Source organism: Myroides odoratimimus (genome assembly GCF_038039805.1).
GTDB classification, from domain to species: domain Bacteria; phylum Bacteroidota; class Bacteroidia; order Flavobacteriales; family Flavobacteriaceae; genus Flavobacterium; species Flavobacterium odoratimimum_B.
Window position 1 is genome coordinate 55816 of sequence record NZ_JBBPHK010000011.1, and the last position, 17546, is coordinate 73361.

Sequence of the window (17546 nt, forward strand, 5' to 3'; positions counted from 1 at the left end):
ATGAGCACTCTCACACTCTATAATAGCTTAAAATTTAGAATAATAGTAGGAGCAGGATTATTCTGCTCCGCTATTTCATTCGCACAAGAGGTCAAGACAGATACAATCAAAGTCTTCGAAGAGAAGGTTATTATCAATCCTGAACCGCAGAAATATCCTAAGTTTAAGGTAGGAGGGGTATTCCAGACCCGATACTTAGATAACTTTAAAAAAGGTGTGGATATAGATGGACTGCATCACTCAGAAACGCCAGAAAAGACAAGTTATGCTAACAATTCTTTTGATATCAAGAGAATGCGTGTTTCTATGAATGCGAAGATTACTGAAAACTTAGAAGTAACAGCTCTTGTTAATTTTGCAGACTTTAAAAATAAAGATGTAAGTACACGAGTTTTAGAAAATGCTTATGCTAAGTATACGGTTAACCGTTACTTCCAGATTACAGTAGGACAGTTTAGACCTCTATTTGGATTAGAAGAAACCTATGCAGTAGATATTGTTAAGTCAATAGATTACTCTAATTCTTATTATCTATTCGGAAGTAATGGATGGATGAGTTTCCAAGTAGGTGCTGCTATTACAGGTAGTGTGGATTTGGGCAAAGTGCCAATGAGTTATGGATTCTCTGTGACGAATGGTAATGGAAAGAATAAGACAGATAGTGATGATGGTAAGCACTACTCAAGTAGACTTTTATTTAACCTGAATAAGAAGCATGATTTTAATGTAGGTATTAGTGGAGGTATAGGTGAGGTGCAAAAAGAAAATGTATATGCAGTAGGAATAGAGGCAGCAGCTAAGTTTCCTATTGGAGATCGTTGGTGTTTTGATTTTCAAACAGAGGCCAAGCAAGGAACTAATCATGATGCATTCTTTAAATTGGCAGCGGACAAGCGCTTAGGTAAATTAGATGATTATGTGATGAAGAGTTTTTATGTGCTACCAAATATTCGTTATGAAGTAGGTAAAAAACACTTCCAAGCTATAGAATTCGCATGTCGTTATGAATATCTAGATGCGGAGTCACAGTTAAACTCTAATGCACGTCAGACATTGACACCTATGTTTAGTTTGGAGTTCCTTAAAAATTACGGAGCGAGAATCCAACTAGGGATGCAAATAGACAACTTTAAAGAGAATATAAAAGATTCGAAAACTTATAATTCTAATCTAGCATTTATCCAATTACAATGTAGATTCTAATTGTACCACAAAGACGTATAAGTGATGAAAGAAGTAAATCTTAAGAATCTTGTGATTACAACTGTAATCGGGATTGCATTATGGTTTTGTCCAATTCCAGAAGGAGTGACACCAGATGCCTGGCATTTATTTGCCATATTTGTAAGTACCATTTTAGGTATTATCTTAAAAGCTGCACCGATGGGAACGATGTGTATGTTAGCAGTAGGTCTAACAGCATTCTTTCAATTGTTAGCACCTGGAGATCCAGGTAAATCAATAGCACTGAGTTTGAGTGGTTTTGGAGATAAAGTAATCTGGTTAATCGGTATCTCTTTCTTTATTGCAAGAGGTTTTATCAAAACAGGATTAGGGAATAGAATTGCGTTTTTATTTATTCGTGCCTTTGGAAAAAGTACATTAGGGTTGGCTTATGGATTAGGGTTAGCAGACTTAGTACTAGCACCTGCTATTCCTAGTAATACAGCTCGTGGAGGAGGAATTATCTATCCTATTATGAAGTCTATGGCTATGAACTTCGGTTCTGATGCTACTAAACCAGAAACGCATAAGAAATTAGGTTCTTTCTTGACATTGAATTGTTATTATATGAACTTGATTGCTTCATCAATGTTCTTAACAGGTACAGCAAGTAACCCAATGTGTCAGAAGTTCGCAGCTGATATGGGAATAAATATTTCATGGATGTCATGGGCAGCAGCAGGTTTTGTTCCTGGATTGGTAGCCTTTATCTTGACTCCAATAGTATTGTATAAGATCTTTCCACCAGAACTTAAGAAAACAGGAGATGCACCTAAAGTAGCTGCTGAAAAATTAAGAGAAATGGGTAAGTTAACTGTATCGGAGATATTGATGTTAATGACTTTTGTTATATTGCTAGTGCTTTGGATCACAGGAGACTTATTTAGTATTGATGCTACTACGACTGCTTTTATTGGTCTAGCAATCTTATTGTTGACTTCTGTGTTGACATGGGATGATGTAAAAGCAGAAAAAGGAGCTTGGGATACTATCGTGTGGTTCGCAGTATTAGTGATGATGGCGAGCTCATTGAATAAATTAGGATTCATTGGATGGTTCAGTGATTTAGTAAAAGGTAAGATGGGCGATATGGATTGGCATTATGCTTTCCCTATTATCGTCATTGTATATTTCTTTAGTCACTATATCTTTGCGAGTGCCACTGCTCATGTAGCAGCTATGTATGCTGCCTTATTAGGAGTAGGGGTATCACTAGGAGTGCCACCTGTATTATTAGCGATGATGTTAGGTTTTATGGGATCTATCTACGGAACACTAACACACTATGGACACGGTCCTGCACCGGTATTCTTTGGAAGTGGGTATGTAGAGCTAAAGTCATGGTGGACTTATGGTCTAATCATCGGAGTAATGTTACTGGCTATTTATTTAGTAGTAGGTACGAGTTGGATGAGTCTGATAGGAGCTTTTTAATACATAGTTTATAATTTATAATTTGATTTAGTAGGGCTAAGTATTCTTTTATATCTTTCGGGAATAAAAGAATGCTTAGCCCTTTTTTTATAAGCTAATATTAAAATATAGTGGTAAAATGGAAAAAATAGAAGTAGTAATAGTCTGGTTTAGACGCGATTTAAGATTAGAAGACAATGTTGCCTTGTATCACGCTGTACAGAGTGGATATCCTATTTTGCCTTTATTTATCTTTGATAAAGATATTTTAAAACAGTTTAGTCATGTAGAAGATAGGCGAGTACAGTATATTCATGAGCAGATCGGGAAGATAAATGATGAGCTTAAGAAGTATAATTCAGGTATTCAATGTTTGCATAGTACTGTATCTCAGGCATTCGTCCAGTTAAGTGATACATATCGAATAAAAGCTGTTTATAGCAATGAGGATTATGAACCTCAAACTATACAGAGAGATCGAGAAGTAGCTTCTTTCTTTCAACAAAAGAATATTCCTTTCTATCAGTATAAAGATCACGTCATTTTCAGAGGAGGAGAGATCCTAAAACAAGATGGTACAGCATATCAGGTATACACTCCTTATGCTAAAAAGTGGAGATCATTATTGACAACGAATCATTTGTTTGACTACACTGTGCCTTTAGAAAAGATTTTGTTTCATCATTTTCAAAGTGATATTATTTCTTTAGACCAGCTAGGGTATCGTTATTCAGAGTATATGCATGTAGCTAATGCAATAGATCTAGCTGTTATATCAACCTATGATCAGTATAGGGATTATCCTAGTATTAAAGGAACTAGTTTATTAGGCACAGCATTGCGTTTTGGAAGTTTATCTATTAGAAAGTGTGTGCGTATTGCTTTAAAAGAAAATGATGTATGGCTATCGGAGTTGATTTGGAGGGAGTTTTTTAGTCAGATTATGTATTTGTATCCAGAGGTAGAAAAGCATTGTTTTAAACGTAAATACGAAGGTATAGAATATCGCAATAATGAAGAAGACTTCTTAGCATGGTGTGAAGGAAATACAGGTTATCCATTAGTGGATGCAGGGATGAGAGAATTAAATGCTACAGGATTTATGCATAATAGAGTGCGTATGGTAGTTGCTAGTTTTTTAGTGAAGCATTTATTGATTGATTGGCGTTGGGGAGAAGCTTATTTCGCTCAACACCTATTAGATTATGACTTAGCTTCTAATAATGGAAATTGGCAATGGGTAGCGGGCTGTGGATGTGATGCTGCACCATACTTTAGAATATTCAATCCTACAGAACAGGCAAAGAAGTTTGATAAGGATGGTAGCTATATGGATAAATGGGTTCTAGAGTGGCGAGAACTTTACTATAGAAGACCAATAGTAGAGCATAAGTTTGCTAGAGAGAGGGCTTTAGAAGTGTTTAAGAGGGGATTGAAAGAATATTAGTATAAATTGTTTTTAAAATATAATATATTAATAAAATAAATGGTAAAAACAGTGTATAAGATTATTTTTTTATATTTTTAGCTTTTCTTAGAATTAGGAAGTGTAATGTTTAAAAAATACATTTTATATTGTTTATTAATATCCTTTTGTTTTAGTTGTACTAAGAATAAGGAAAGGCAACTAGATGTACAAAAACACACTCAGGAACTCGACTTGATAGAGAAAGAAGAGGATAGTGATTCTATTCATTATTTAGAGTCAGGCCGATTGGCTAAACGTCTACTATTATTAGGTAATGCATATTATTATAAGCAAAATACTTTAGCTAATAAAGAAGATGTATACAATGAAAAAAACAGATTGACTTATCAGTATATCAATGCTTTAAAAAATAAGGACAGCGTATCACTAGCAAGTACTTATTTTGAGTTAGGAGAGCATTATCAATACACTGCTATTTCAGATAGTAGTTATTACTATTATAATAAATCAGCACAGTATTATAAGAGGATAAAGGATATTAAAAACCTTCAAAAAACCTATTTATATTTCAGTATATTACTTTCTAGTAGAGGTGTTTACTCAGAAGCTCAATTGCAGTTGTTACAAGCAATAGCATTAAATGGAGATAGTGTAGATAAGCACACTTTATACAGCCAAACATTTGTATCAGCTGTAATAGAATTGGGCTTAGAAAGGAATGATAAGGCTATAAGTATGCTAAATAAAGCTGAAGCGTATTTAGATTTTGAAGAACTTAGAAATTTCTATTCAGAGGAACAGATACTGATGAATAGGATTTCTATTAGAAATAATTTATCTCGTGCATATATAGATAAAGGAGAGTATGATCAGGCAGAATTAGCAATTCAAGAAGCTTTTAAGTGTTTAGAACAATTAGATAATAAGGATAAAGAATCTTTTTACTCTATGCTTTTGCATACGAATGCCTTACTTCAGTTAAAAAATGAACAATATGATTCGGCTGTAAGTTATGTAGTTGAAGCTATGGATCATAGTCTAGCTATAGGGAATCTACATGCTTATAACTTGAACAAATTACTATATGCAGAGTATTTATTAGAAAGAGGAGAGCATGTAAATGGAGTGAAGTTGTTAGAAGACATACTCTCATCTGCTGCTGAATATGATGATTTAAAAATACAGAAGAAAACTATAGAATTGTTCATGATGTATGATAAAGTCGACTCTAGGTCTAATCTTTATTATTATAAATATATCAATGAATTGATAAACAAGGATATAAATACGGTTAGAAGCAAGTTTGCACGCTTACAATATGAATCCGATTTACTTATTCGTTCAAATCAAATTTTAAAGAATCAAAATAACCTTATTACTTATGCGAGTATTGCTCTTGTTTTTAGTTTTATCGGGATACTATGTGTCATCTTTTATAGGAATAAGGCAAAGGAAATAGCGTTGGTTCAAATGTATCAAAAGGACACAGAAAAATATTATGATTCTATTATTCATATTCAAAATAGTATAACTAGAGCACAAGAATTAGAACGAAAGAAATTTGCTAAAGAATTACACGACGGTGTCTTGAATAAGCTATTTGTTACACGATTTTCTCTTCTGCAATTAGAAAACGACAATCTAGAGACAATTAAAGCATCTTTAGTCAAAGAGGTGCAAGAGGTAGAACATTTTATTAGGAATAGTTCTCATGCCTTGTACAATGAAGAGAAGTTTCTAGTTAGTAATTTTGGACAACTTTTAGAGGAGTTAGTTTATTTACAAAATAGAAATGTTAGTACAGTTTTTAGTTTTAAAATTGATTCTAGAATAGAATTAGAAAAACTAAGTCATAAGGTAAAGATTAATATTTATAGAGTTCTTCAAGAAGCATTCCAGAACGTTCAGAAATATGCTGAAGCTAAAGAATGTAGATTGGTAGTGGAATATTTATCTGATCAATATTTCAGAATTGAGGTTATCGATAATGGTAAAGGATTTAATGTTAAATCTGTCAAGCGGGGATTAGGAATTAAAAATATGGAAGAACGACTTCGAGGGTTGAATTCAAAGCTTATTGTAAGGAGTAAAAAAGGAACAGGTACTTCTATATCTTTTACTATTCAGAATCGTTAGACTTATAGCCTGTATATCATCCAAATATTGGGCTCTGTATAATATCCCTTATTAAGTTCAACATTTACTTTAAGCGTAGTAAGTCCCATCGGTAAAATATATTCTCCAGAAGACTGAAAGGTATAGCCAGTCCATTTTTCCCATTGTAGTATAGTTCCTTCAACGTAGAAGGATGAAGAGCAAATCCCTTGAATAATAGCTCCGCTGACTACATGTTTTCTAATTTCAATATCGTATGGCAATCCCGAATTATTAATCCATTGAGAATAATTCATTATATCTTGTAGAGGATAATGCTGTTTCATCTTAGGTCTTATGGGACAGATAATGTTTTGATATCCTTCTTGAGTAGAAGTGATTTTTAAGTTATTCATTATATATTGGTGTACCTCATTTTCTATGTAAGATTTATCTGTAAAAATAGATAAACAACACAATGTATTGGTTTTAAGAATACGTTCATGGTCAGCAAAAGATTTTTCCAATGCCCATCTCCATCCACCATCTGAGAGTTTAGCAAATTCTGTTTTAGTTAAATGTAAAGGAACACAGTGTACAGTAGCAACAAGATTATTGTTCTCTAGTACTATAAACTGATGAGCAGGAAATACCTTAAAAATAGTGTTCCAATATTTAACTTTAACACTGTCAGCTTTTAAGTATAGTGGAAAGCTGTCTAGTTCTATGAGTTTTTGTACTAAGTTATCTTTCTGAACTGAATTTAATTGATCAAAACATATAAAGCTAAATTCTGCTGTATTCATTGTGTGTAGAAAATTACCATTTGCTAAGAGTTAGAAAGATACTGCATTTACACAGATAAATATATTTTTATTTAAATTTTTATTAACTATTTTATAATCAGACAATAAAGTTAATGTGCTTTAAAAAAACGTATTTTAGATATAGAAATGGCGTAAAATTTGAGTGTAGTATATAAATTCAAATATTGAAGCTATTTATAGTTTTTTAAAACACAATAGATTTAATCAATAGTTGTATTGAATCAAAGTATGCTGAAATCTAGTTATCAGTATATTATAGCTGTAAGTTTGTAAAAGAAAAAGAGAAATAAACGACAAAAATAAAAATTATGAAAGAACAAAAATTAACGACAGCTTCAGGAAGACCTTATGTAGATCACGAGGATTCATTAACAGCAGGTGCTAGAGGTCCTGTATTATTAGAAGATTATATTTTACATGAAAAGTTAGCTCACTTTAATAGAGAGCGTATTCCAGAGCGTATTGTACATGCTAAAGGTTCAGGTGCTTACGGTACATTTACAGTAACGAATGATATTACCAAATATACGAAAGCAAAACTGTTCAGTGAGGTAGGAAAACAGACAGAAGTATTTGTTCGATTCTCTACAGTGGGTGGAGAGAAAGGATCGGCAGATTCAGAAAGAGATCCACGTGGTTTTGCAGTGAAGTTCTATACAGAAGATGGTAACTGGGATTTAGTAGGTAATAATACACCTGTATTCTTTATTAAAGATGCTAAGAAATTCCCTGACTTTATCCATACTCAAAAAAGACACCCAGGTACTAATTTAAAATCACCTACTATGGTGTGGGATTTTTGGTCATTGAACCCTGAGAGTTTACACCAAGTATTAATCTTAATGTCAGATAGAGGTACTCCTTTTGGGTTTAGACATATGAATGGATACGGAAGTCATACATTCTCTATGATTAATAGTGAAAATGAAAGAGTATATGTGAAGTTTCACTTTAAAACAGCTCAAGGAATTAAAAACCTTACTGGGCCAGAAGCTGATCAAATGAGAGCGACTGATATGGATTATGCTCAACGTGATCTATATGATAATATCTCTAAGGGTAATTTCCCAAAATGGAATTTGAAAATTCAAGTAATGACAGAAGAGCAAGCTAAAACAGCTGTAGTAAATCCTTTTGATGTTACTAAAGTATGGCCTCATGGTGACTATCCATTAATTGACGTAGGTGTAATGGAATTGAATAAAATGCCTCGTAACTATTTCCAAGATGTAGAGCAAGCTGCTTTTGCACCAACACATATTGTAGATGGTATTGGTTTCTCTCCTGATAAGATGTTACAAGGACGTATTTTATCTTATCCTGATGCACAACGTTATAGATTAGGGACAAACTATGAACAAATACCTGTGAACCGTTGTCCATTTATGACTAATAATTATCAAAGAGATGGTTATATGAGAGTAGATGGTAATGGTGATGATGCACCAAACTACTTCCCAAATAGTTTTGATAATATTACAGTAGATCAAAGTTATAAAGAACCAGCTCAAGAATTGAATAGCATAGTGGCAGATAGATATGATAGAAATGGAGAAGGAGAGAATGATCACTTCAGTCAACCAGGAAAGTTATATGAGATCATGACTGCAGAGGAAAAAACAAATACCGTTGCTAATATTGTTGCAGCAATGGGGGGTGTAGAAGGACCTAAGCGTGATGAAATCATCGGAAGACAGTTATGTCACTGGTTTAGAGCGAATGTTGAATTAGGGACTAGAATTGCACAAGGACTTAACTTCGATATTAGTAAACACATGAATTCATAATAGTTATCTATATATTTTAAAAGATCCCATATTGCCTTCGGCATTTGGGATCTTTTTTATGGTAAATGTTACAGATTGTATTCTAAATTATTATACCTATTTTTGTTAGTAACAGTAATATTAATATTTATGCGTTATTATACTTTTTTTACGATAATACTTATATCATTTTTTTTTGTAGGATGTTCTTATCAAACCTACCAACCTATTTCTTTTTCTGATTTAGATAAAACTGATAAGGTAACAGAAGGTAAAAAAGGTTATATGGTACAATTGGCTCCTGATGAGAAACTTGTTCTTGATCAACATACTCAGGTGGAGACAGAAGTAGGTAAATATTTTGTACATACTAGTGAGAGACAAGTATATCCTATTGTATCTAATCATGATACTATTTATCAATCTAATAGACATATTGAGTTTAAGAAGGTTCATAATTTTCGAGATATGGGAGGGATTATAAATAAAGATGGAAAGCAGATTGTATGGGGGCACTTTTTTAGAAGTGGACATTTATCTAAGTTAAAGAAAAGAGAGTACGCTAAACTTGATAAGCTAGATGTAAAAACCGTTATAGACTTGCGTACAGATAAAGAAGTGACGAAAAAATCGGATAGAATACCAGAAGGCATAGAATACAAGAATGTCCAGGTATATGATGATTCTGAAGATATGTTTTCTAAGACTAAAAAGGATGTACTGAAAGGGAAGGTTACTCCTGTACAGTCAGATAGTCTAGTGATGGAATTTTATAAACTGTATATGACAGAGAACCCACAATTAGTGAGGGAGATAATGGATGATGTTTTTGAATCAAAACACGCAGTATTATTTCATTGTTCGGCTGGTAAAGACAGGACAGGTATGATAGGAGCCATGATACTTAGCATTCTAGATGTAGATAGAGAGACTATCATTTCTGAATATATGTTGTCTAATAATTATAGAGTTAGCGAAGTCGAGGGTAGAATGAAACTCGCTAAAGTAGGTAAAGTGATTTTTCCAAAGATTAACTATCAAGTTATAGAGAACTTCTCTTGGATTAAACCAATCTATATTCAAGCAATGTTTCAAGGGATAGAAGAGAAGTATGGTTCTGTTGATAATTATATTGAGCAAGGATTAAAAATAACTAAAGAGAAACGAGCTGAATATATTCAGAAATTTACGTACTAGTTATTTTGTGTTCACTTTCAATTGTTTTAATTTAGAGAAATTAAAAGGAGAATTATGTATAGAGTAGTATTTACTATGGTAGCCTTTCTTAGTGTAACACTTCTGTTTGCACAGGAGCAGTCTTTTAGCAAAAAGATTGGTCAATTAATGGAATTGGTTACAGAGGAAAATGTTGATAATGGTCAAGTAAGAGAAATATTAAAAACATTAGCTATTGCTCCTAAAGAGATGAAGGAAGGGGCTATGGATTACAGTATATATGATAATTATGAAGGAGATACTTTGTATTATATCCCTTATAAAACCGCAGATGAATCTCGTTTTTCTGTTGAAAAATTAAGACAAGGAGATAAATTGTTTTATACGCTTCAGTTTTTAATGAAAAGTACTTATACAAGAGATGCAAAAGGCGAAGTAGAGTTTACAGATCCTACATATCTTTATAATACAACAATAGAAGAGCTACAGCCTTACTGTACTACCCCTATGAAGTATAAGAATGGTAAGGGAAACAGTCCTGATTCTCCTTTGTTAAGCTGTGTTTATACTAATCCTAAGAGTAATAGAAAGCTAATGTATTGGGTAGTTTGTGAAAATAAAATAGGAGATACAAAAGGGAATACTATCAAAGAAATTAAGATACAAAGTCAAGAGCTTTGGAGATAAACTATAAATACAAATTAGAAATATGTTATTGTCTAATGTGAGTAGAGGAGATGTTTTACTTGTTGCGATTAAGTTATTGATAATATCTTCAGTAGCAAGTTTAAACTGTTTATTAATCCAGTACAATATATATACTAAAGTGAATCTAGGTGTTCAATATATGAATAAGGATTTAATAAGGTTTGAGACCATAAATTTTATTGTCACAGTCTTGAATATTGTAGCAGCTCTCTTTTTCTTTATAGTATTCATTATATGGTTCTATAGAGCTTATATAAATATGCAATCTTTAGATACTCGATTACGTGATTCTAAGTATTGGATAATTTTCGGATGGTTGTTGCCTGTTTTTAATTTAGTGATGCCTTATCGATTATTGAATAAAATGACTATCAGTTCGGTATCATATATACATGAAAATACCAATACTAGATTAAAGAAGTTTAGGTCTTATTGGATCTTATTACTTTGGATTAGTTTCTTATTGATCTATTTGTTGCGTATGTATCAGTATAGTATAGCTTCTAGAGTGGATGTTATGTATATAATCGAACTAGGAGTGATTATTAATGCTCTGTCATTACTTACTCTTTTTGTATTTGCGTCATATTTTAGTTTCTATAGAAAAATGGAGGCCTTGATCTATAAGTTAGAACATGAAAATAACGATGAGGGTACAAATTGTATTGAATTAGTAAGAGAATAAAATACAATCTTTTAAACTGTTTTTATGTCAGGAAAACAAGTTTTTTTACAATTCGTCCACAGTATCAGTGTACGTTATTTACAGGAAGGGTTTGTAGCTACACAAAAAGGTATGATACTAAAACAAAGAGTGGAAACTTCAGATTTTGAATTCATATTGAAGTTTCATGCTATTCAGAGCGAAGTAAAAAATAGTGTACAGTTATCATGTCTTGTCATGGTATTATCAGAACAGCTAAAAGGATGGAGATTACAAAAGTATAGAAGTAAAGATTTAGCAGTAGATACTGTTTTTATAGCTAATCTCAACGATATTATATCTGTTCAATCTAAGAAATTTAGTTGGGAAATTAACTCAAAGAATATCGATGATCAAATAGCCGTTTTTAATAAACTTCTATCGACTTATGTGAATCCTATATTTGAGCAGTTTAGAAATAGAGAATCACTTATCGCTTACACTATAGAGCAAGGATGGAGGTTTAATGTACATATGTCCCCTAAACAGTTTATTTATCCTATTGATTTTATGACCTGTTTCGCTTCTTATGAAGAAAACTGTTTAGGATTTAATAACTTTATAAAGCAAGAAGGACTAATAGGGCAGGCTAAACGCATCTATAAAGAAATGAGCTCTCCTAAGTATAAAGGGTATATTAGCAGTGATGCTATAGAGGATAAATTATTTCAACAAGCTTATCTACATAAAATACCGATTTGGTGATAGGCAATATAGAAAAGAGGAAAGTACATTTTTATGATACTTTCCTCTTTTTTTAGGTTTGAAGGTATAAATTACTTTAAATCTACCCTTTTATATGTGAACTCTTGATTGTTTTTTTCTAGAACTATTATATTTTCACTAGTTGCTTTTACTATAAAGCGGAGTGTATCCTTATTAGAAAGAACTAGCAGTTCGTGATTCTGTACCCACCAATTCTTATATTCGTTATTGATCATATTCACAGAAGTTGCTTCTCCATTTTCTTTCAATGAGAAGCTCTTAGGCTTATTCGCATTAAAAGGAGTGAATTCTGTCCAATCCCCAATAATAGCCTTGCTTAATGACTTTTCGTGTTCTGACATTTCAGGAAGTTTAAAACTATCTTCCTTTTTACAGCTATAAAGGACTACTCCACATAAAATAATAAAAATATAAGTCTTAAATGCTTTCATATTAATTGTTAAAATAAGTAAATACTAAACAAATATAGTTATAATAATTAAATATCTCTGCTTAAATTGATGTGGGTTGCTTTCTATTTAGAAGGTTTTAGAGCATGTATGGAACGATAGAGGATATCTAGGTTAACTTCCATTTCTTCTTTCGTTAAATGACCAAAACCTAACCTTACTCCTGTTAATTTCTTATCTTGATAGAGTAATGTTTTAGGGAGATACAGATTATTTTTAGCACACTGTTTATGGAGTTGCATTAGGTTGATAGGTATATTCCATTCTGTCCAAATCGCTAATCCACCAGCAGGTACTGTAAAAAGGATATCGTCATTGAAAAAATGTTGTAATAGCCCAGCAAAAGAGTCGCGTCTTTCCTTATATATTTTAGAAGCTTTTTTTAAGTACCTAAAGATCTCGCCTTCTTCTATTAATTCATTTAATACCTGCTCCATGATGATGTCTCCCCTAGGATCTAGTAATCTTAGGTATTTCTGCATTTCTATTAATACACTTTCTGGTGCTACAATGAACCCATGTTCAAAAGTCGGGGCTAAAGATTTGCCAAATGATCCAATGTATATTACCATCCCTTCTGAGTCAACACTCGCCAGTGGTAATACAGGACTCTTATCATAATGAAAATCATAGTCATAATCATCTTCTAAGATAATAAAGCCATATTTACGTGCCAAGTTAAGTAGTTTTACTCTGCGTTGTGCACTTAAAGTTACGGTAGTAGGGTAGTGATGATGAGGTGTGAGATATAACATGCGAATAGTGTGTGATTTACATATTTCTTCTACAGCTCGTACATCTATACCATATTCATCTACTGGTACTGTTAGTACGTGAGCTCCTGTTTCTTTGAATGTCATATTACTAGAGTAATAGCTCAGTTTGGCTACGATAACTTTATCACCAGGAGAGAGTAATACCCTACATGCTATATATATACTCATCTCAGTATTGCGTGTAATGAGGATATTATTCTTACTTATATGTAGTCCCCTAGATAAGTTTAGATAATTAGCCATATTACTTTTGAAAGGATAATTATCTTCACTTTTTATATTGTATAGTTTCTTTCGATTGCTTTTTCTTTTCAGATTAGCACTGTAAAAAGAAGATAATTGGCTCAGTTGACTTATTCTAGTATCTGTTGTTCCCTCGTTAAATATATAGTTACAATGATTTGTCTCATAAGGAGAGTCTAGTACATTATTGACTTGAAAGGAGTATCCAGGTTTATCAGGATATTGTTGAATATTTTGATAATCAATATCAGTATTTGTTTTAGGTCGAATTGATTTTTTGCTTAATACAAAACAGCCTTTATTAGGAATCATTTCTATCCATCCTTGCGCTGCTATCTCTTCAAATGCGGCGATTACTGTATTTCTATTTACAGAGAGCAATGTAGCGATTGTTCTAGTTCCAGGTAGTTTAGTTCCTTCAGGGATAAAGTTGCGTTGTATCGCATTACTAAATTGATTAGCTATCTGCATATATATTGCAGTAGATGAGTTTTTATCTATTTTTATAAAACTCTGATAAGGGATTTTAGCCGGACTAGCCATCATTAGAAAAATTAAGTGTAATCTACACCGGCAATATACAGTTTTTAGCATATAATAGTACCTTTTTAGAACCAATATTTTTGAGAATATTGGCATTTAGTTTTTTGTGTCGTATTCTATATTTATATAATTTAGAGCTTTATTTTATAGCTATGAATGTATCGATACTTCAGATGGTTAGTGTAGTAAGTTATTCTAACGCATATTTAAATGATCGCCTACCAGAGATTTCTAATCAAGGAGAGAAGATTTCTATGTATTGTAATAAAGTGTTATTTCATATTCCTGTAGTAGGCGATAAGAATCAATATACAACTCAGGCACCTATAGATTGGTTTATTTCTCTAAAATTTAGAGGAGTGAAGCAAGTGAAGTTATTTTATCAATCTTTTGCTAAACCTAATACTCCCGAGTATATGACAGCCGGGTTTGTAGGAGGTGGAGGAGTATGGATGGTAGAGACTATTCTAGAAGATCGATCAGAATTTTGGTATAGTAAGTGGGAAGTCAATGAGGATAAACGTCAGCTAGGGGCAGATAGGGTGTGGGATGTAATCTATAGACTTGCCCCTATCCATGAGTTGCCTAGTACTAAATATGATGTGACAGAACAGAGTGTTGCCCTTGCGTCTGTATTAGATGCATTAGTAGCTTTCTGTAAGGCAGAAGAATTGTCTAATTGGGAAACCATATTCGCAGGAGCTAAGCAGGTATTAGAGAGTAAGAAGCCTTCTACTAATACTTATCTAAAAGATATGATAGTAGAAGGAAGTTATACAGAAGAGGCTTTAGCTTTAATGGAAGCTGCTGATCGAGCTTATGTATTTGGAGGAATGGGGTCATGGAATGATATAGGGCAGCTAAGTAGTGAAACTCAAGAGAAGAAGTATAAAGAACTGTCAGAACAATTATACTCTGTCTTAAACAGAAGTATTCTCGCATTTGCTAATTCGTGTTTATAGGATAAGTATAATTTGCTTTAACCTATGAATTTCTATATTGAAAATAAATGAGAATTTTATTTTCATTTGATAAAAAATAATAAAATTATATTATCCACCTTTGCACGCTTAAATTTTTAGAACAAATGAACTGGATAATTTTAATTATTGGTGGATTATTTGAAGTAGGTTTTACTTTTTGCTTAGGTAAAGCTAAGGAAGCTACAGGAACAGAAGCAGTGGGATGGTATGCCGCTTTTTTAATAGCCTTAGTTTGTAGTATGGCTGCTCTTGTAAAGGCAACTCAATCCTTACCACTAGGAACAGCTTATGCAGTATGGACTGGTATAGGTGCTGTAGGAACGGTATTAGTAGGTATTTTTGTATTTAAAGATCCTGCTACTTTTTGGAGGATGTTTTTTATAGCTACTTTGATAGGCTCTATTATTGGGCTTAAAGTAGTTGCTGCATCATAAGTAGTACTAAAAAGTGTTTTTTATAATCTATTATAGATAAATTAAAAAAGGGGCTATCATTTGATAGTCCCTTTTTCATGATAAAAAGTAGTTAATTGTGTTATTAATAGTAGTAACTATAGATTAAGACCATCTAACCATTGATTGTCTCACCCTAAAAGTAATAAAGCTTTTTATAATATAAAACACAGATATTTGTTAAGCTTCATTATAAATTGATATTATTTGAAAAATGATATCTTTTGTTGTAAAGAAAGCTTTTTTAAACATTTTTATATTGCGCTAAAAGGTGTTTCTTTGTTTTTTATTTTGGAGCAATGAGTATAGAGGAGCAATATTTTCAAGTTTTTAAAGCACATTTAAGACAGACTATTACACTAGATGAGCAGGCTGTGAATAGAGTATTAGATAGTGTAGAGATAGTCAAATTAAAAAGGAAGGAGTTTCTGCTTACACCAGGACAACCTTCTAGATATATGCGCTTTATAGTAGAAGGAAGTGCTAGATGTTATTATCTAGATGAGAATAGTCAAGAGCACACCTTACAGATTGGTATTGAGAATTGGTGGATAAATGACTTGTATAGTTTTTTGACACAAAAGGATTCTCAGATGTATATTCAGGCTATAGAACCTGCTGTAATCTTACAAATCAGTCAATCCAATCTAGAACAACTTTATCAAGAGATTCCAGAGATATCTACGTTTTTTAGAATTAAGATTCAGAATGCATATGTAGCGCTACAAGAACGTATGTTAGAAAATTTAAGCACAGAGGTTTATACTAGATACCAGAAGTTTATTAAGGATTACAGAGATATAGAACAGCGAGTACCTCAGTATATCATAGCTTCTTATCTAGGTGTTACTCCTGAATTTCTAAGTTATTTAAAGAAAAAGCACTTATAATAGATCAGTTTCTTACCCAATAAGTGTTTCTTAAGTTATCTTAAGAAGTACGTTGTCTTGAGCTAATACATTTGTCCTGTACAAATAAGGATAGAAGACAAATGAGATTAGCTTTTTTTTATGTAGTAATTTTAATGATTTTTGGGCAAGGTGTTTTAGCTCAGAAATTTTCATATAATCCAGAAGGAATGGTAGGGCACCGTTCTTACTTTTACACCCATACATTTAATTATCAGATTAGTGATAAGGTAAAACTTCAGAACCTTATTCTATTCGATACAGAATATGATAATGATAAGCACAATATTCTATTCATGCGTAATACGCTAGCTTATCAATTCTCAAAACACTTTAGTTTAAATACATCTATAGGAATTAAAAATCCAGGCAAATTTGCCAGTATGTTAGTACAGTATCAGGTTGCGAAAAAGGACATCTTGTTTTCTTATGCGATTGGGACAACTTATCAAGCAGGTTTTACTCTAGAACAATCATTGTTATTTGAATACAGCCCGCAGATTACAGATAAAGTAAAGGGACTATTTAGAGTATCAGCAGTAGGTAATATGAATGCAGAAGAATACACCAGAGGATTTCAACACATTCGATTAGGGGTGAAGTATGAGGAATATAGCTTTGGGGTTGCAGTCAATTTAGAACAGTTTAATAATTCATGGAAACACCTTGAAAACGTAGGAGTTTTTGCAAAAATAAATCTTTAAAATACAATAGAAATGAACAAGAATCAAGACATCGGTTTATTAATTACGCGTATTAGTATTGGCTTTCCAATGTTGCTATACGGGATAGGAAAATTGTTTAACGGTATTTCGTTTATTCAGAGCGTGTTATTGGATAAAGGACTTCCTGCCTTTTTTGGATATGGAGTTTATGTAGGGGAAGTAATAGCACCACTTCTGATCTTAGCTGGTTATAGAACACGATTAGCGAGCTTAGTATTTGCTATTAATTGTATTACAGCTATGCTATTAGTACAAAGCGCAGATATCTTTAGTCTAAATGATAATGGTGGATGGAAGGTAGAATTATTAGGTATCTACGCTTTAGTCGCTGTTGGGTTATTTTTTACAGGAGGAGGTAAGTTAGCCTTGTCATCTGAGCATAAATGGGATTAAATAAAAGA

General features: G+C 32.5%; 17 protein-coding genes. 14 read left to right on the forward strand and 3 right to left on the reverse strand.

All coding sequences use genetic code 11. From position 1 onward, the window contains the following. From AABL85_RS09870 to AABL85_RS09885, 4 genes are all read left to right on the forward strand, one after another. A complete protein-coding gene (locus AABL85_RS09870) occupies positions 1–1203 on the forward strand; it encodes a porin (protein ID WP_341309963.1) in 1203 nt (400 codons plus the stop codon). Positions 1204–1227: 24 nt separating this feature from the next. Further along, the gene (locus tag AABL85_RS09875; RefSeq protein WP_341309964.1) at positions 1228–2658 is read left to right on the forward strand and encodes an anion permease; all 1431 of its coding nucleotides are present in this window, start codon (positions 1228–1230) and stop codon (positions 2656–2658) included. A 118-nt stretch (positions 2659–2776) separates the two neighbouring features. Next, positions 2777–4084, forward strand: a complete 1308-nt coding sequence (locus tag AABL85_RS09880) for a deoxyribodipyrimidine photo-lyase (RefSeq protein ID WP_341309965.1) — start codon at positions 2777–2779, stop codon at positions 4082–4084. A gap of 213 nt (positions 4085–4297) precedes the next feature. Next, a complete protein-coding gene (locus tag AABL85_RS09885) occupies positions 4298–6202 on the forward strand; it encodes a tetratricopeptide repeat-containing sensor histidine kinase (RefSeq protein ID WP_341309966.1) in 1905 nt (634 codons plus the stop codon). Positions 6203–6204: 2 nt separating this feature from the next. Here the strand turns inward: AABL85_RS09885 and AABL85_RS09890 are convergent, their stop codons facing one another. Next, complete coding sequence (locus AABL85_RS09890) at positions 6205–6966, reverse strand: hypothetical protein (protein WP_341309967.1); 762 nt, start codon at positions 6964–6966, stop codon at positions 6205–6207. Positions 6967–7295: 329 nt separating this feature from the next. Here AABL85_RS09890 and AABL85_RS09895 point away from each other — a divergent pair, with 329 nt between their 5' ends. From AABL85_RS09895 to AABL85_RS09915, 5 genes are all read left to right on the forward strand, one after another. Continuing rightward, positions 7296–8774 (forward strand): catalase, encoded by a 1479-nt coding sequence (locus tag AABL85_RS09895; protein WP_341309968.1) that lies wholly within the window; start codon positions 7296–7298, stop codon positions 8772–8774. 129 nt (positions 8775–8903) lie between these two features. Continuing rightward, positions 8904–9950: a tyrosine-protein phosphatase gene (locus AABL85_RS09900; protein WP_341309969.1), complete on the forward strand. Its 1047-nt coding sequence runs from the start codon at positions 8904–8906 to the stop codon at positions 9948–9950. A 54-nt stretch (positions 9951–10004) separates the two neighbouring features. Beyond that, positions 10005–10616 (forward strand): hypothetical protein, encoded by a 612-nt coding sequence (locus AABL85_RS09905; protein WP_341309970.1) that lies wholly within the window; start codon positions 10005–10007, stop codon positions 10614–10616. Between the two features lie 22 nt (positions 10617–10638). Next, a complete protein-coding gene (locus AABL85_RS09910; RefSeq protein WP_341309971.1) occupies positions 10639–11322 on the forward strand; it encodes a DUF4328 domain-containing protein in 684 nt (227 codons plus the stop codon). A gap of 24 nt (positions 11323–11346) precedes the next feature. Then, a complete protein-coding gene (locus tag AABL85_RS09915) occupies positions 11347–12045 on the forward strand; it encodes a hypothetical protein (protein WP_341309972.1) in 699 nt (232 codons plus the stop codon). A gap of 71 nt (positions 12046–12116) precedes the next feature. Here AABL85_RS09915 and AABL85_RS09920 read toward each other — a convergent pair whose 3' ends face one another. Beyond that, a complete protein-coding gene (locus AABL85_RS09920) occupies positions 12117–12497 on the reverse strand; it encodes a lipocalin family protein (protein ID WP_341309973.1) in 381 nt (126 codons plus the stop codon). 83 nt (positions 12498–12580) lie between these two features. After that, positions 12581–14077 (reverse strand): PLP-dependent aminotransferase family protein, encoded by a 1497-nt coding sequence (locus tag AABL85_RS09925; protein WP_341310021.1) that lies wholly within the window; start codon positions 14075–14077, stop codon positions 12581–12583. A 152-nt stretch (positions 14078–14229) separates the two neighbouring features. On the opposite strand from AABL85_RS09925, the gene AABL85_RS09930 reads away from it, so the two are divergent. The 5 genes from AABL85_RS09930 (at position 14230) to AABL85_RS09950 (ending at position 17538) form a co-directional block, all read left to right on the forward strand. After that, a complete protein-coding gene (locus tag AABL85_RS09930; protein WP_341309974.1) occupies positions 14230–15039 on the forward strand; it encodes a hypothetical protein in 810 nt (269 codons plus the stop codon). A gap of 125 nt (positions 15040–15164) precedes the next feature. Then, entirely contained in the window at positions 15165–15494 is a 330-nt protein-coding gene (locus tag AABL85_RS09935) for a DMT family transporter (RefSeq protein WP_006258431.1), read from the forward strand. Between the two features lie 317 nt (positions 15495–15811). Beyond that, positions 15812–16402 carry a Crp/Fnr family transcriptional regulator gene (locus AABL85_RS09940; RefSeq protein ID WP_341309975.1) on the forward strand — a complete coding sequence of 197 codons (591 nt, stop codon included), beginning with the start codon at positions 15812–15814 and terminating at the stop codon, positions 16400–16402. A gap of 101 nt (positions 16403–16503) precedes the next feature. Further along, complete coding sequence (locus AABL85_RS09945; RefSeq protein ID WP_341309976.1) at positions 16504–17124, forward strand: hypothetical protein; 621 nt, start codon at positions 16504–16506, stop codon at positions 17122–17124. A 12-nt stretch (positions 17125–17136) separates the two neighbouring features. Beyond that, positions 17137–17538 carry a DoxX family protein gene (locus tag AABL85_RS09950; RefSeq protein WP_341309977.1) on the forward strand — a complete coding sequence of 134 codons (402 nt, stop codon included), beginning with the start codon at positions 17137–17139 and terminating at the stop codon, positions 17536–17538. Positions 17539–17546 lie beyond the last annotated feature (8 nt).

Coding starts and splice junctions, on each gene's coding strand:
- AABL85_RS09930 (WP_341309974.1), top strand. CDS start 14,230: ATGAATGTATCGATACTTCAGATGGTTAGTGTAGTAAGTTATTCTAAC.
- AABL85_RS09895 (WP_341309968.1), top strand. CDS start 7,296: ATGAAAGAACAAAAATTAACGACAGCTTCAGGAAGACCTTATGTAGAT.
- AABL85_RS09900 (WP_341309969.1), top strand. CDS start 8,904: ATGCGTTATTATACTTTTTTTACGATAATACTTATATCATTTTTTTTT.
- AABL85_RS09940 (WP_341309975.1), top strand. CDS start 15,812: ATGAGTATAGAGGAGCAATATTTTCAAGTTTTTAAAGCACATTTAAGA.
- AABL85_RS09905 (WP_341309970.1), top strand. CDS start 10,005: ATGTATAGAGTAGTATTTACTATGGTAGCCTTTCTTAGTGTAACACTT.
- AABL85_RS09910 (WP_341309971.1), top strand. CDS start 10,639: ATGTTATTGTCTAATGTGAGTAGAGGAGATGTTTTACTTGTTGCGATT.
- AABL85_RS09870 (WP_341309963.1), top strand. CDS start 1: ATGAGCACTCTCACACTCTATAATAGCTTAAAATTTAGAATAATAGTA.
- AABL85_RS09880 (WP_341309965.1), top strand. CDS start 2,777: ATGGAAAAAATAGAAGTAGTAATAGTCTGGTTTAGACGCGATTTAAGA.
- AABL85_RS09875 (WP_341309964.1), top strand. CDS start 1,228: ATGAAAGAAGTAAATCTTAAGAATCTTGTGATTACAACTGTAATCGGG.
- AABL85_RS09890 (WP_341309967.1), bottom strand. CDS start 6,966: ATGAATACAGCAGAATTTAGCTTTATATGTTTTGATCAATTAAATTCA.
- AABL85_RS09945 (WP_341309976.1), top strand. CDS start 16,504: ATGAGATTAGCTTTTTTTTATGTAGTAATTTTAATGATTTTTGGGCAA.
- AABL85_RS09925 (WP_341310021.1), bottom strand. CDS start 14,077: ATGGCTAGTCCGGCTAAAATCCCTTATCAGAGTTTTATAAAAATAGAT.
- AABL85_RS09935 (WP_006258431.1), top strand. CDS start 15,165: ATGAACTGGATAATTTTAATTATTGGTGGATTATTTGAAGTAGGTTTT.
- AABL85_RS09950 (WP_341309977.1), top strand. CDS start 17,137: ATGAACAAGAATCAAGACATCGGTTTATTAATTACGCGTATTAGTATT.
- AABL85_RS09920 (WP_341309973.1), bottom strand. CDS start 12,497: ATGAAAGCATTTAAGACTTATATTTTTATTATTTTATGTGGAGTAGTC.
- AABL85_RS09915 (WP_341309972.1), top strand. CDS start 11,347: ATGTCAGGAAAACAAGTTTTTTTACAATTCGTCCACAGTATCAGTGTA.